The 13649-nt window shown below is 40.6% G+C and carries 16 protein-coding genes; 8 read left to right on the plus strand and 8 right to left on the minus strand.

The window, feature by feature from the left end:
* The first annotated feature begins 41 nt into the window (after positions 1-41).
* The 3 genes from ABJF57_RS13045 to ABJF57_RS13055 all read left to right on the plus strand — a co-directional run bounded on the left by ABJF57_RS13045 (position 42) and on the right by ABJF57_RS13055 (position 2320).
* A complete protein-coding gene (locus ABJF57_RS13045) occupies positions 42-383 on the plus strand; it encodes a TfoX/Sxy family protein (RefSeq protein ID WP_462229748.1) in 342 nt (113 codons plus the stop codon).
* 81 nt (positions 384-464) lie between these two features.
* Positions 465-914 carry an SRPBCC family protein gene (locus ABJF57_RS13050; RefSeq protein ID WP_462229750.1) on the plus strand — a complete coding sequence of 150 codons (450 nt, stop codon included), beginning with the start codon at positions 465-467 and terminating at the stop codon, positions 912-914.
* Between the two features lie 125 nt (positions 915-1039).
* On the plus strand, positions 1040-2320 hold the full coding sequence (locus ABJF57_RS13055; protein WP_462229752.1) for a Fic family protein: 1281 nt from the start codon (positions 1040-1042) through the stop codon (positions 2318-2320).
* Here the strand turns inward: ABJF57_RS13055 and ABJF57_RS13060 are convergent, their stop codons facing one another.
* Positions 2321-3994, minus strand: a complete 1674-nt coding sequence (locus ABJF57_RS13060) for an alanine/glycine:cation symporter family protein (protein ID WP_462229754.1) — start codon at positions 3992-3994, stop codon at positions 2321-2323.
* Between the two features lie 168 nt (positions 3995-4162).
* Here ABJF57_RS13060 and ABJF57_RS13065 point away from each other — a divergent pair, with 168 nt between their 5' ends.
* Together ABJF57_RS13065 and ABJF57_RS13070 are read left to right on the plus strand one after the other, a co-directional pair.
* Positions 4163-4981, plus strand: a complete 819-nt coding sequence (locus tag ABJF57_RS13065) for a mechanosensitive ion channel family protein (RefSeq protein WP_462229756.1) — start codon at positions 4163-4165, stop codon at positions 4979-4981.
* A gap of 67 nt (positions 4982-5048) precedes the next feature.
* On the plus strand, positions 5049-5426 hold the full coding sequence (locus tag ABJF57_RS13070; RefSeq protein WP_462229758.1) for a RidA family protein: 378 nt from the start codon (positions 5049-5051) through the stop codon (positions 5424-5426).
* On the opposite strand, the gene ABJF57_RS13075 is transcribed toward ABJF57_RS13070, so the two are convergent.
* Positions 5423-6349 carry an aldo/keto reductase gene (locus tag ABJF57_RS13075; protein WP_462229760.1) on the minus strand — a complete coding sequence of 309 codons (927 nt, stop codon included), beginning with the start codon at positions 6347-6349 and terminating at the stop codon, positions 5423-5425. The genes ABJF57_RS13070 and ABJF57_RS13075 overlap by 4 nt on opposite strands.
* Entirely contained in the window at positions 6312-7601 is a 1290-nt protein-coding gene (locus tag ABJF57_RS13080; protein WP_462229762.1) for an NTP/NDP exchange transporter, read from the minus strand. Before ABJF57_RS13080 ends, ABJF57_RS13075 begins: the two co-directional genes overlap by 38 nt.
* Before the next feature lie 100 nt (positions 7602-7701).
* On the opposite strand from ABJF57_RS13080, the gene ABJF57_RS13085 reads away from it, so the two are divergent.
* Entirely contained in the window at positions 7702-8757 is a 1056-nt protein-coding gene (locus tag ABJF57_RS13085) for a helix-turn-helix domain-containing protein (RefSeq protein WP_462229764.1), read from the plus strand.
* Here ABJF57_RS13085 and hutG read toward each other — a convergent pair.
* Together hutG and hutI are read right to left on the minus strand one after the other, a co-directional pair.
* Positions 8727-9656: a formimidoylglutamase gene (gene hutG / locus ABJF57_RS13090; RefSeq protein WP_462229766.1), complete on the minus strand. Its 930-nt coding sequence runs from the start codon at positions 9654-9656 to the stop codon at positions 8727-8729. The two genes, ABJF57_RS13085 and hutG, sit on opposite strands and share 31 nt — an antisense overlap.
* Positions 9649-10875, minus strand: coding sequence for an imidazolonepropionase (hutI, locus tag ABJF57_RS13095; protein ID WP_462229768.1), 1227 nt, complete (start codon positions 10873-10875; stop codon positions 9649-9651). Before hutI ends, hutG begins: the two co-directional genes overlap by 8 nt.
* Positions 10876-11042: 167 nt before the next feature.
* Here hutI and ABJF57_RS13100 point away from each other — a divergent pair, with 167 nt between their 5' ends.
* Both ABJF57_RS13100 and ABJF57_RS13105 read left to right on the plus strand, forming a co-directional pair.
* Positions 11043-11228: a hypothetical protein gene (locus ABJF57_RS13100; RefSeq protein WP_462229770.1), complete on the plus strand. Its 186-nt coding sequence runs from the start codon at positions 11043-11045 to the stop codon at positions 11226-11228.
* 17 nt (positions 11229-11245) lie between these two features.
* Entirely contained in the window at positions 11246-11815 is a 570-nt protein-coding gene (locus ABJF57_RS13105) for a hypothetical protein (protein ID WP_462229772.1), read from the plus strand.
* Here ABJF57_RS13105 and ABJF57_RS13110 read toward each other — a convergent pair.
* From ABJF57_RS13110 to ABJF57_RS13120, 3 genes are read right to left on the minus strand one after another with little or no spacing between them, the layout of a single operon-like run.
* Positions 11812-13080, minus strand: a complete 1269-nt coding sequence (locus ABJF57_RS13110; RefSeq protein WP_462229774.1) for a replication-associated recombination protein A — start codon at positions 13078-13080, stop codon at positions 11812-11814. The two genes, ABJF57_RS13105 and ABJF57_RS13110, sit on opposite strands and share 4 nt — an antisense overlap.
* Complete coding sequence (locus tag ABJF57_RS13115; RefSeq protein WP_462229776.1) at positions 13080-13367, minus strand: hypothetical protein; 288 nt, start codon at positions 13365-13367, stop codon at positions 13080-13082. Before ABJF57_RS13115 ends, ABJF57_RS13110 begins: the two co-directional genes overlap by 1 nt.
* 11 nt (positions 13368-13378) lie before the next feature.
* Positions 13379-13645 (minus strand): hypothetical protein, encoded by a 267-nt coding sequence (locus ABJF57_RS13120; RefSeq protein WP_462229778.1) that lies wholly within the window; start codon positions 13643-13645, stop codon positions 13379-13381.
* Positions 13646-13649: the final 4 nt, after the last annotated feature.

Genomic DNA, 13649 nt, shown 5'->3' on the forward strand with positions numbered 1-13649 from the left:
GAACAACCGAAAATTGAACAAGCATTTTTAATTTTAATGATATGGCATACAATGAACATCTCGCAGATAAACTCAGGCAAAGTTTAAGAGAACGTAAAGTCCCATTTGTAGAAAAGAATATGATGGGTGGTCTCTGTATCATGGTCGATGACAAAATGTGCGTGGGAGTAATCAAAGATGACTTGATGGCTAGAGTGGGGCCACATGTTTATCAAGCTTCGCTTAATCAGCCAACAGCCAGGGTAATGGATTTTACAAAACGTCCACTAAAAGGGTATCTATATGTGAATGCAGAGGGATGGGATGATGATAACGAGCTAGAGCAATGGCTGGATAAATGTCTGGAATTCAATAAAGAAGCTAAATCTTCCAAAAAGAAGTAATCGCCCGTTCGGGTGATTTTTTCTGAAATACTTTTTAACTTTTATAGAAGATTCTATCATTGACACAAAAAAAGTATGGCCATGCATTACACTTGCGAAATTGATATTGATAAATCTCGAAACGATGTTGTTGCGCTTTTCGATAATCCCGACAATATGAAATATTGGCAAAAGGGATTTGTGAGCTTCGAGCACATGTCGGGAGAAATGGGAAAATCCGGAGCTGAATCGATCATAAAGTATGACTTTGGTAACCGAAAAATGGAATTGATAGAAACAATCACCTTCCATCAACTGCCCGATGAATTCCATGCAAATTTTGCTACCAAGGGGGTTGTAAATATTCAAAAAAATTATTTCAAAGAGGTGGATGGTAAAACGAGGTGGATATCTGAATCGGAATTTAAGTTTTCAGGTTTTATGAAAATTATGGTTTTTTTCATGGGGAAAAAGCCCTTCAAGAAACAAACCATGACCTTCATGGAAGATTTCAAGGCATTTGCTGAAGGAAATCCCAAATATGGGGGATAAGATCTCTAAAGGTTTGGATGACTACTCATGCCTTAATTACCATTTATTACTAATAACTTACTAATTAGTAGATTTTTTACTATTATCTACTAATTTAGTACTCATTAGTAGATAATAATAATGAAATGAAGAAGCCAGAGAGGCCACCTAAAAGACACCAAGTTGAGTTCTTTGAAAGAATTGAAAACATTGAATTATTTAATGAATTGGCAAGTCTGGACTATCATTATCCCTATTGGGAAGCCTTTAAGCAAAAAGTGAAGAGTAATAACCAGCTTAAAAGTCATGACCCCAAACTGTTGTGGATTTACCTTAAAAATATAAGAAATCCACTTCTAATCCAGTTTGCTAAAAGCTCGTTTATCAAATATTCCCTCACAAACAAGATATCTCACCAACTTCACAAATTCGACCTTGACTTAGGCGGAAGTATCCAATCGGATGTCATCATTCCAAATGAGCATAAGGAACGCTATTTCATAAGCTCACTCATGGAAGAAGCCATTGCTTCCAGCCAACTAGAAGGAGCCGTTACAACTCGCAGAGTAGCCAAAGAAATGTTAAGGACAGAGCGGAAACCAAAGAATCATTCTGAAAAAATGATTCTGAATAACTACCAGACTATTAAAGAAGTAGTTAAAAGAAAAGATAAAAAACTAACGCCGGAATTCATTCAAGAAATTCAGGCAATCGTAACAAAAGATACTCTCGAAAAATCAGAGCATGAGGGTGAGTTTAGAAAAAGTAATGATGTGAAAGTTGTAGACGGAATGACAGGAGAGGTATTTTATGATCCTCCTAACTACCAAGAAATTGAAAGCATGCTTAGTGATGTTTGTGACTTCATGCATCGAAACGACGAAGACCCATTCATTCATCCCATTGTAAAAGGGATCATACTTCACTTTCTAATCGGTTACATTCATCCATTTGTCGATGGAAATGGACGAACAGCAAGAGCATTATTTTACTGGTTTTTAATTCAGAAAGGCTATTGGATAGTAGAATATCTTTCTATCTCCAGAATCATCTTAAAATCTCCTACTCAATACTCTAGAGCCTATCTCTACACAGAGTATGATGAAAACGATCTTACCTATTTCATAGATTATAATATCAAATGCATGAGTCAGGCATTAGAAGAGTTTAAGAAGTATGTCAAGCGAAAGATCAAAGAAAAGAAAGAGGCGTTTGAACTAATGAAGTCAGAAAATGTGAATGAGCGGCAAGCTCGAATACTTCATATTTTCTATAATGAACCAGATAAAATACTAACCATCAAAGAGGTAGAGAACTTATTTGGGGTCGTCTATCAAACAGCAAGAACAGACCTAATGGATTTAGAAGCAAAAAAATACCTGAAGTCCAAGACCTCAGGTAAAAAACTAATTTTCTTTAGAGATTGATTACTCTGGAGTTTTTTCATCTGGATATTCCTTCTTAAATCCATCCCAAAAATCCGTAACCGTCTGCTTCATGTCCTTCCTGAGCATAAGAATACCTACAAGGTTAGGTAAAGTCATAACTGCAATGGTAATTCCAGAAAGTGTCCAAATGATTGTTGTATCAGCGAAAGAGGCTATGAAAAACGCCACTACGTATACCAACCTGTAATACTTGACGGATTTTGGACCAAACAGGTAGGTCATTGCTCTATCTCCATAATACGACCAGCTGATCGCAGTACTAAATGCAAATAGTAAAAGTCCGATGGAAACAATATACTTCCCGGCATCTCCAAAGAAACTTCGCGTAAATGCTTCCGCAGTGAGCGGCGCACTATGCACGAGTGATTTTCCTTCAAACACAAATAGCAAATCTTCAGGCTTCCCATTGATAATATTGACAGACCCTGTTACTGGAGTTCCCTCTCTCGAAATCCTTACTTCCTCAGCCAGCGATCTGGCATTGATAATGGAGACATCATCTTGTATCTCTCCATCTACCACATTGAGTGATCCATTAAATAAAGGAAGCGTCTTAGTAGCACTGATATGACCGTATAGTTCTTGTTTGCCTTCATCGGTTACATCACTATAAATTCCTTCAACGATTGACATGTCTGTGTAGTCAAATTTATTGTTGAGTTTTTCATTCCATACGCCTGATGAAAGAAGTACCAGAGCGGTAACTGTACATATAACAATGGTATCTATGAAGGGCTCCAAAATAGCTACAAAGCCTTCTGAAACAGGCTCATGTCCTTTGGCGGCTGCATGGGCAATAGGTGCGCTACCCTGACCAGCTTCGTTAGAAAAAAGCCCACGGCCCACTCCCTTATTGAATGCGAAAGCAATGGATGCTCCAAGAAAACCTCCTGTTGCTGCTGAGCCAGTAAACAAGTCAGCAAAAATCGAGACAAACGAAGGGATGATGTTTCCAATATTGTAGAAGATTACGGCAAAGGCTCCAACAAAATAGATGAGTGCCATGGCCGGAACCAGCCTTGACGTCACAGCAGCAATTCGCTTAATCCCGCCGATAATTACAAGTCCAAGTAGGACGGCAAGCACACCTCCCACTAACATCTCATCGAGTCCAAAAGTGGAATTTAATGAATCCGCAATGCTATTTATCTGTGGCAGAGAACCCGTACCGAAAGATGAAAGGACTGTCGCACCGGCAAATATGGCAGCCAACCATCCCATGTTTAGTTTGTTTTTCATGTAGTACATTGGCCCTCCCGCCATTGTACCATCTGCCGTTTTTTCTCTGTACTTATGCGAAAGTGTTACTTCAACAAACTTGGTACACATGCCCACTGCTGCAGTCATCAACATCCAAAAAACTGCTGCCGGGCCACCAATATGTACTGCCAGAGCCACTCCTGCAATGTTACCTGTGCCTACTGTTCCAGAAAGCGCTGTTGTTAACGCCTGGAAGTGATTGGTATCTCCTTCATCATCTTCCTTATCAAATTTCCCTTTCACTACCTTAAATGCAAACCGGAAATATCTTATTTGAGGAAACTTCAAGTAGATCGTAAAAAATAAGCCTGTGCCTAACAGTGCATAAGGAAACCAGGCTGAGCTACCGATGTAGCTATCTAGTAAGGAAAGGAAATCATTAAGTTCTCTCATTAAATCTATTTTAGGCTTTTTGCAATCCGACAAAAATAGAAGAACCAGCTTAACTACCTAAAGAACGAGTAAAAAGTATTGTTCAAATTGCATTTCAGCAGTTTCATCTAGAAATCAGTTTTGTTAACTTAACCAACAATACTTTTGAATTAAAACCTTAATCGAAAAATGGAAGAAGTTACAAATTACGCCGATCAAGCCATGGAACTTGCTTGGCAATATGGTCCAAACATCGCTTTGGCGATCGTAACATTAATCATTGGTCTCTGGATCATTGGAATAGTTACAAGAGGTATGGGTAAAGCCATGGACAAGAGGAAAGTAGACCCCTCTTTGGCACCATTTCTAAAATCTCTGATTGGCACAATTTTTAAAGTAATGCTTTTCATCTCCGTCATTGGGATGGTAGGTGTAGAGGCTACAAGTTTTGTCGCCATATTAGGAGCTGCCGGTCTTGCTGTTGGCTTGGCCCTCCAAGGAACACTTCAAAATTTTGCTGGCGGAGTTATCATCCTGCTATTAAAGCCATTCAAGGTAGGAGATTGGGTAGATGCAGGCGGATATTCTGGAACAGTACATGCCATCCAAATTTTCAATACGTTCCTGAAAACCCCTGACAACAAAACCATAATCATCCCCAATGGCACCCTTGCCAATTCTTCGATGACCAACTACTCAACTGAGCCAAGAAGAAGAGTGGATTGGACATTTGGTGTTGGATACGGCGATAGCACTCAAAAAACACGAGATACGCTGATGGAACTCATCAATGCGGATGAAAGAATCTTAAAAGATCCCGAGCCATTCATTGCTGTTTCTGCACTAGCAGACAGTTCAGTGAATTTTGTTGTTCGAGTTTGGGTAGAAGCAGGTGACTACTGGCCAGTTCATTTTGACATGAATGAGAAGGTATATAACAAATTCAACGAGGTTGGACTTAACATCCCTTTCCCTCAAATGGATGTACATGTACACAAAGAAGGCTGATATAAGTCAGATAAATTAAACCTTTAAAAGTCCGGTTTTCGAGCCGGACTTTTTTATTTTTATAGTAATGAGAAAGAATATTTCATCCGGAGCGCCATGGGAAGACCAGGTAGGATATTGTCGTGCAGTGCGAATGGGAAATACCATTGAAGTGTCTGGAACAGCACCTGTCCTTGATGGGAAGACAGTGGGCGATAACGCCTATGAGCAAACTAAAGTTTGTTTGGAAATCATTCAGGAAGCTATTGAAAAAGCAGGTGGGAAAATGGAAGATGTCATTCGCACGCGAATGTTCGTGACCGATATTTCCCAATGGGTAGCTATAGGTAAAGCTCATGGTGAGTTTTTTGCCAAAATAAAACCAGCCACTACTATGGTTGAGGTGAGTGCCTTAATCGAACCAGATATGCTTATTGAGATCGAAGCTACCGCTATCATTCACTAAAGGTCTCTCAAATAAGAAACCATCCGACTCCTTACCTGCGTATCTGGCAATATACCCAGACCCGCTCCAATGTTATCTTTCATGTGCTTTTCCTTTGAGGTCCCTGGTATTACGCATGTAACCGCCGGATTTGATATCAAGTACTTTAGAAAGAATTGTCCCCAGCTTTTTATATCATATGCTGAAGCCCATGCTGGCAACTCCTTCCCTTGGACTTTGCGAAAAAGAGATCCCCCTGTATAAGGTCTGTTTATCATCACTGCCACTCCTTCATCCTGAGCTGTTGGCAAAAGAGATTTCTCTGCATTGCGATTATTCATCGAGTAATTGACTTGAACAAAATCAATATTTTCGGCTTTGATAATTCTTTCCAACCCATTATGCGCGCCATCCTGATAATGTGTTATTCCTATATATCTGATTAAACCCTGCTCCTTCCAATTATACAGGGTTTTGATGTGTGTTTTCCAATCTTGCAGATTATGTATTTGCATGAGATCCATCGGGTTGGCTTGCATCCTCCGCATGGAAGTTTTCATCTGATCAATCCCAGATTGCTTCCCACCTGTCCAGACTTTGGTGGCATAGAAAAGTTCATCCTTAAGCCCAACTTCCGTAGTTAAGTCCCCAACCACACTCTCCGAAGAACCATACATTGGTGACGAATCAATTACGTTTCCACCACCCGCAACCAAGGCACGCAAAACTGCCTTCAATGGAGCTCTTTTAACTTCAGAGCTACCTATATCAAATGTTTGCCAGGTTCCTAAGCCTACTACTCCTATTTGCTCACCAGAGGATGGAATGGCTCTTTTCATGATTTTATTCGTTGCTGAAAACGTCAATTTAGGCAATGCTAAGGCGGCAGCACCTATACCTATTTGCTTAAGCGCTTTTCTTCTGGATAATGGTTTGTTCTTCATAGTTGTCAGTTTTCGATGGAATGGCATTAAACATTTTCCCCAATCTAAATCCTGTAAGCATCCATGCCGCGGCAATTGGAACTGCTAACAATGAAATGAGTGAAATGGAATGAATGATGGCATTTAGCCCTGCAAAGAGCCAACCGCTTATCGCATCTCCCCCACGATATATTACGGTATCTATAAAATTTTTCGAATTGTATTTCTCATGAACAGAAAGTCGTGTAAATAAAATCTCTCTCGATGGTCGTTGAATGGAGAAATTAAATGAGCGATATAGTACTTGCACGATGAGTAGTGCGATCACAGCTTGATGAAGACCTAGGGTGAAAAATCCTGCAACAGCTATCAATGGCACAATCATTAAAGCGATTGTAATTCCTGCCTTCCGAATGAACCGCTCCGTTATAAAAAATTGCAATATCAAGGTGAGGCTATTGACAAGTAAATCTCGCGTTCCAAAATAAAAGGTGCGATCTTCAGAAGATGTGAAAGCCTCGGAAATAATATGCGCTTGTTCAAAATACAGGAATGTAGATATGCTGGTGTAAAGCAGAATGAATAGACCTACCTGCTTTAGAAAAGGAGAGCGTCGTATCAAAATCAACCCATGCCATATGCTTGATATGGGTGAGGTTTGTAAATTCACTTCTTTTGACCGTTTGGCAGCTTTCATAAGATGACCAAGAAAAAAAGTAGCTATCAGTAGAAAAAAAACAGAAATCAATAGAAGATTATTTATCCCCATAAAACCTACACAATAGGTAGCTACCAGTGGCCCGAAAATAGCCCCACAACTACCACCAGCTGCAATGGGTCCATACAATCTTTTTGCCTGTTCTGAATCAAAAATATCTGCATTGAAGCTCCAGAAAATGGAGATAACAAATAAGTTGAAAACGCTTAGCCAGATAAAAAAACTTGCAGCTAAAATTGGTGATGGAACTACAAGAAACAGTAGGTAGAACGCTAGAATATTTAAGCCAAAAAACAAGTAAATCTTTAGTAGAAGCCGATGCCTAGACACCTTTTTCATGAGATAGCCAAAAACCGGAATAATGAAGAGCATGACTGCAAAAGTGCCGGTAAATAGCCACTGCATATTCTCAACTCCTGCTTGTATGCCCATTTCATCTCTGACAGGACGCAAGATAAAATAGCTACTCATCAGAAAGAAAAAGTACAAGAACGAGGATCGTACAACCTTCCATTCTTCCGTTTTAATATTGAATGTTCGTAGAAATATGACCATGTTTAAAAAATCATAGTCGAGTTACGTGATCCAATACGATATGTCTTCCGTATTAATTAAACTGTTAGGTTTATTAATTAATTGACACTTTTATCGCTTGATGGAATTTGACTCAATTATTCTGATTATATGTGGTGCAGGAGCAATCCAAAGTATATTCCTATCTGTTTATATACTTTTATCTAAAAGGATTCAGTCTGATGAAAGACTTTTGTTGGGGATGCTTTTGATTGCTATTTCAGTAAGACTCATTAAATCAATCGGATGGTTCTTTTTTGATATTGAGAATGAAATATTCCTAAATATCGGATTTGCCGCACACGGATTCATCGGCCCGATACTTACCATCTATTTTGCTAAAAAATCAACCTTATTGCAAAATAAAATACATCAATTGGTCATCCTGACTCCCGCATTTGCCTTGCTCATTGCCGTTCCTTTTATTTCCCTAAACAATTTTTGGTATGCCGGAGGGTATAAGGGATTACTCTACTACACCATTCTTTTTTTGCTGGCGACCAGCTATTTCCTTTGGGTCATATACAAGGAGAAGAAAATATACTTTCCATGGTATAGAAATCTATTTCTTGGGGTTTCGGTTTTCTGCGTTTCCTATTTCACCAATTACATATTGGGAATTAACTCATACATCACAGCTCCAATAATCTACGCAGTAGTGATCTATCCTATCAGCTTTATCCTGTTTGCCAATCAGGAGATATTTACACCGTTGGGTGATAAGAAGAAGTACAAAAACATCAACCTGTCACCGGAGCAAATTGAACATCATAAGAATCGAATTGAAGCGGTGATGGCCAATCAAAAACCTTATCTCAACAGTGAATTCAGTCTATCAGAGTTGTCACAACTCACGTCAATCCCCAAACATTTGCTATCGAGGTATTTCAGCGAAAGTCTCAATCAAAGTTTTTCGGAGTTTACAAACAACTTCAGAGTTTCAAGAGCCAAAGAGCTTTTGATAGATAAAAAATTTGGCAATCATAAGATTGCCATCATTGCCTATGAGTGTGGATTTAATTCCCTCTCTTCCTTCAATTCAGCTTTTAGGAAATTGGTATCCCTTTCACCATCAGAATACAGGAAGGATAGACTAGCCAAATTAGGTCAAACAGACACAGCGTTAACTACATCATAAATGAATGAAGCCGCCAGTTTTGCAGTGCGACCATCATCATGCGCAGGGCTCATTTCTGCTACATCAAAGCTTACTAATTTTTCAGATCTTAACACCTCACTGATCAAAGGCTTGAGGTGATGGGGAAGTACTCCGTATGGATTGACTGCACTTACTCCTGGTGCTATACCGGCTGAAAAGACATCCAAGTCAAGTGTAATCGCAACAATATCTACTTGCTGAATAAAATAGTGAATGCGCGCCAAAAGGTCTTCTTTCGATTCTGTTAGCAATTCATCCATGGATATGAAAGGCTGGTTTTTCTCCCTCATTAAATCGAACATCGATCCGATGTTTACAGCTTCATTGATCCCAATGGGTAGGTAATTAAATCCATCAAACTCCTCAAATAACTGCCGTGCCCAGCTTCCCGAGTGCGCTCCTTGCGGATATTCTCTGAGATCAAAGTGCGGATCAAAGTTGATAATGCCTATTTTTTTTCCTGGGAATGCATCCATCACTCCCCTGCCGTGCGCATAGCTAATCTCATGTCCACCGCCCAGAAGCAAGGGAAAAGATCCTGCTTTTAATATAGCCTCCACGTATCTAGCAAATTCAACTTGAGCACTCTCAAGCTGATCCCCGCTGACCACCACATCCCCCACCTCTGAAAGCTTGAGAGACCTGTTGTGGATGGCAAAATTTACCATTGCCTTCCGAATCGCATCTGGTCCCTCAACTGCACCTACTCTGCCAAGATTCCTCTTCACTCCAACATCTGAGCAAAAACCAAGAAAGCATACGCCTTCAGGAATGGTGACATTTAAATCTATGGAATCTACAATTTGATGCCACACATCTCGCACAGATCCTGGATCTTGTCTTCCCTTCCAGATGGCTTTGTTTCCAGGCTTATACATGGCTGACTTGATTTCCGTTTTTCCAGATCATGCATGGTTTAATTTTTCCTTGATTGTAAAGTATCTCGCGATAATCGTTTACTGGAAAAGACACCAAATCAGCCCTCAAGCCGTCTATTATCTTACCTCTATCAGCAAGGCCAAGCGCTTGCGCGGCTCGAAATGTAATGCCGGCGAAAATTTCTGCTGAAGAGAGCTTTTCATAAATACCAAGAATTGCGGCCTGAACCAATAGATCTCCCATTGGAGCCGATCCAGGATTCCAATCCGTTGAAATTGCAAGTGAAGCACCCGCGTCCAATAATTTCCTAGCTGGCGTGAAATTCATACCCAGCCCTATACTCGCGCCAGGCAATGCAACTGCCACGGTATCAGAATTTGCTAAAATTTGCACTTCTCTATCTGTGCTTGCCTCCAGGTGATCTGCGCTCCTAGCGCCTAGCTCTGCTGCTATCTGACTACCGCCAACATGAAATTGATCGGCATGAATTGTCAAGTCAAAACCCATACTTTTTGCTTTCTGCAAATAATCAGCAGCCATTTCCATAGGGAAGGCGGAAGACTCAACAAAAACATCTACGCGATTTGTCAGTCCTTTAGTCAAAAGCTGAGGCAGTAAATCATTTTCCAGGTATTTCAAAAATTCCTTTTTGTCACTAAACTCTTTAGGGCAAACATGTGCGCCAAGGCACGTAGGAACTAAATCTGCCACAATATCCTCTTTTGAATCTTTGACTACTTCTAGTATTTTCAGCTCATTTTCAACATCAAGTCCGTATCCACTTTTTACTTCAATCGTAGTTACACCATCCATTAAATGCCTACTTGCTCGTTTAATGAGTCCGGATTTCAAGTCTTCGGGCGAAGCAGCACGTGTTTTTTCAACAGAGTCAAAAATGCCTCCTCCTTGCTGCAATATCTTTTCATAAGACTCACCGGCCATGCGTAAAGTGTAATCCCTCGCCCGAGTACCCCCCCAGACCAGATGTGTATGACAATCGATGAATCCGGGAAGCAGTATTTGCTCGCCCGCTATTTCTTCTACTTGACTCGCTTGTGCTTTTAAGGTATCGAAATCGCCAACCTTTAAAATTTTTTCTCCCTCAATTAAAACCCCCGCATTTTCTACAATACCTAACGCAGAATCATTCAGAGGCCCTTTTAACGAGGCGTCAGCGAGTGTAATGGCTTCCTTAAATGGACCAATAAGTTTCGACATGGTACGAAATTTGAAATGAAATGGAAATCGATTTTAAAATTCAAAAGTCACATTTATTAATCAATACTCATGAATTTTAATCGAAGATTCCATGTCACATGATTAAAGTTATTGGATGTGCATGAAAAGTTACGATTTTTGCGAATGTATCACGAACCACAACGAACATGAAAAAGTACCTACTCATTTCTTTTTTATCATGCATCTCAGTCCTCTCTTTTGGCCAAATGGGCAGCATCGGATTTTCATTGGGACTGCCACAAGATGAATTCAAGGAAAATACGGCGCGACCGGATTTGGTGGTGATTTATCTTTTGCCTTTCCTTTTCAAAAAGGAACGCCTATTTACCTAGGACTAGATATCAACTACATGATTTATGGTAGAAATACACAGAATTTAGATTTATCAGCAAATGTTTCAGATCAGAATGGCGTTGTGCTTGCTACGCTGGACGTTCCACTACGACTTGTCAATACCAACAGTATTTTCGGAACCCATGCATTTGTCAGAGGCATCATTCCTTTGGAAATGATCCAACCGTACGGCGAGGTACTTTTTGGTTTCAGATATATTTCTACAAGCACTAAAATCACGGATCGATCCAATGACAGACGATGGGCAAGAGATCCAGATGATAGCGACCTCATTTCCCGAGAAACAGTGTTGGATGACTGGGTACTGAGCTATGGGTTTGGCGGGGGCTTCCTCATTAAAATTGCCCCAAAAGCTTTCATAGATTTAAGAGTAAATTATTTCAAAGGTCAGCGAGCCCAGTTCTTTGACGGTGACGACACATCGTCTTGGACAGTCTCATTCTCTGATATCACCAATGTCGCTACCAATGATATTGATGGGGATAATCTGAACCTGGAATCTCAGCCAAGGGAGTCTACTACCGATATGTTAGTGATAAAATTTGGCGTAGCCTTTAAAATCTAATACCCATATTTCTCTTTCCAGCGTGTGCGGAGGAACTTTCTTAGCTCCTCTTCGCGTGCATTTTTTCCGGGCTCATACAATTTCATTCCTTCTATCTCTTTTGGTAAGAATTCCATCTCAGCAAAATTCATGGGATGATCATGAGCGTATTTGTAGCCTTTGCCATACCCCTGATCTTTCATGAGTTTGGTAGGAGAGTTTCTAATGGCCATGGGCACCGGAAGGTCTCCCGTCTTTTGCACAAGGGCTTGTGCCTGATTGATCGCCATATAGCTGGCATTGCTCTTAGGAGAAGACGCCAGGTAGGTGACACATTGCGAGAGAATAATGCGAGATTCTGGATAACCAATAACGTTTACCGCCTGAAAAGCATTGGTTGCCATTACCAATGCCGTCGGGTTCGCATTCCCTATATCTTCAGATGCCAGAATAACTAGTCTCCGGGCAATGAACTTCACATCTTCACCACCTTCAATCATACGTGCCAGATAGTAAACTGCTGCATTGGGGTCGCTCCCGCGAATGGATTTGATGAAAGCAGAGATTACATCGTAATGCATCTCGCCTTTCTTGTCATAAAGAACTGTTTTGCGCTGAGCAGCGGCAATGACTTTCTCGTCTGTGACTATTTTCTTCTTGCCATCGTCACTTTTTACTACCAACTCAAGCAAGTTCAAAAGCTTCCGTCCATCGCCACCCGAAAGGTTAAAAAGGGCCTCAGTTTCTTTTAGCTCAACTTGTTCTTTTTGCATTTCCTCATCATACTCCAGTGCATTTTCGACTAATGAAAGCAGGTTTTCTTTAGTGAGCGCATTCAGCGTATACACCTGTGACCTGGAGATCAGCGCGGAGTTTACTTCAAAACTGGGATTCTCGGTAGTTGCCCCAATCAAAGTAATGACGCCTTTTTCCACTGCGCCCAACAAGGCATCTTGCTGCGCTTTATTGAATCGATGGATTTCGTCAATGAACAGAATGGCTTTACTTCCTCTACTTGCTATTTGAATGACCTCACGAACTTCTTTTACACCTGCGCTAATGGCACTCAGGGTATGAAAAGGTCGCTTCACCTCGTTGGCAATGATATTTGCAATCGTAGTTTTTCCTGTCCCCGGAGGACCCCATAAGATCATGGATGGCACCTGACCTGAACTGATGGCTCTTTTCAACACTCCACTTTCCCCTACCAGGTGTTCTTGCCCTACAAGGTCTGAAAGTCTGGACGGTCGCATTCGTTCAGCTAGGGGCGATTGATCTTGAAACATCACTTGCAGTTGTCGAGTTGCTTTTTAACTTTTTTCAACTCCTCGCCCGCTTGTTCCGCATGTGCTCTCGCTAGCTTCTCACTTTCCTGAGCCAATTGCTGAGCTCGCTGCGCTGCAGCTGCTGCGTCGATTGCCTTTTCCTTATGCGATTCTGCTTCGAGCGTAAGTGCCAGGTTGTCTGCTTTTAATCTTTCGTTTTCTTCAATCAGCTTTTGATCAGGATTGCATGAAACTAGTAAGAAGAGCATGAAGAGACTTAAAAAGTAGTTCGTGATTTTATTATTCATTTTTGTAAAATTTACTTACAGTTGGCTAGCTGCTCTTTCATCCTTTCGTATGTGGCATTAATGTCTTTTTCCATTTTCTTCGCCGTTTCTAAATTTTCTAGCGCAGCAGCACGAGCTTCATTTGCTACTTCCTTAGCTTTTACAGCTTCATTTCTTAAATGCGCGTTTTCTGCCTTTAATCGTTCATTTTCCTCTATCAGTTCTTGATTCGGATTGCATGAAAACAATAAGAAGAGTGTACAGATACAAAAAAGGTAGTTCGTGATTTTATTATTCATCTCT

Origin of the sequence: Ekhidna sp., from assembly GCF_039940915.1 — a bacterium.
Classification (GTDB): domain Bacteria; phylum Bacteroidota; class Bacteroidia; order Cytophagales; family Cyclobacteriaceae; genus Ekhidna.

Excerpts from the sequence above, each read along its gene's own strand:
- ABJF57_RS13120 (WP_462229778.1), bottom strand. The coding sequence starts at position 13,645 with ATGAATAATAAAATCACGAACTACCTTTTTTGTATCTGTACACTCTTC.
- ABJF57_RS13060 (WP_462229754.1), bottom strand. The coding sequence starts at position 3,994 with ATGAGAGAACTTAATGATTTCCTTTCCTTACTAGATAGCTACATCGGT.
- hutI (WP_462229768.1), bottom strand. The coding sequence starts at position 10,875 with ATGTCGAAACTTATTGGTCCATTTAAGGAAGCCATTACACTCGCTGAC.
- ABJF57_RS13075 (WP_462229760.1), bottom strand. The coding sequence starts at position 6,349 with ATGAAGAACAAACCATTATCCAGAAGAAAAGCGCTTAAGCAAATAGGT.
- ABJF57_RS13115 (WP_462229776.1), bottom strand. The coding sequence starts at position 13,367 with ATGAATAATAAAATCACGAACTACTTTTTAAGTCTCTTCATGCTCTTC.
- ABJF57_RS13050 (WP_462229750.1), top strand. The coding sequence starts at position 465 with ATGCATTACACTTGCGAAATTGATATTGATAAATCTCGAAACGATGTT.
- ABJF57_RS13110 (WP_462229774.1), bottom strand. The coding sequence starts at position 13,080 with ATGTTTCAAGATCAATCGCCCCTAGCTGAACGAATGCGACCGTCCAGA.
- ABJF57_RS13100 (WP_462229770.1), top strand. The coding sequence starts at position 11,043 with ATGAAAAAGTACCTACTCATTTCTTTTTTATCATGCATCTCAGTCCTC.
- hutG (WP_462229766.1), bottom strand. The coding sequence starts at position 9,656 with ATGTATAAGCCTGGAAACAAAGCCATCTGGAAGGGAAGACAAGATCCA.
- ABJF57_RS13070 (WP_462229758.1), top strand. The coding sequence starts at position 5,049 with ATGAGAAAGAATATTTCATCCGGAGCGCCATGGGAAGACCAGGTAGGA.
- ABJF57_RS13055 (WP_462229752.1), top strand. The coding sequence starts at position 1,040 with ATGAAGAAGCCAGAGAGGCCACCTAAAAGACACCAAGTTGAGTTCTTT.
- ABJF57_RS13105 (WP_462229772.1), top strand. The coding sequence starts at position 11,246 with ATGATTTATGGTAGAAATACACAGAATTTAGATTTATCAGCAAATGTT.
- ABJF57_RS13065 (WP_462229756.1), top strand. The coding sequence starts at position 4,163 with ATGGAAGAAGTTACAAATTACGCCGATCAAGCCATGGAACTTGCTTGG.
- ABJF57_RS13085 (WP_462229764.1), top strand. The coding sequence starts at position 7,702 with ATGGAATTTGACTCAATTATTCTGATTATATGTGGTGCAGGAGCAATC.
- ABJF57_RS13080 (WP_462229762.1), bottom strand. The coding sequence starts at position 7,601 with ATGGTCATATTTCTACGAACATTCAATATTAAAACGGAAGAATGGAAG.
- ABJF57_RS13045 (WP_462229748.1), top strand. The coding sequence starts at position 42 with ATGGCATACAATGAACATCTCGCAGATAAACTCAGGCAAAGTTTAAGA.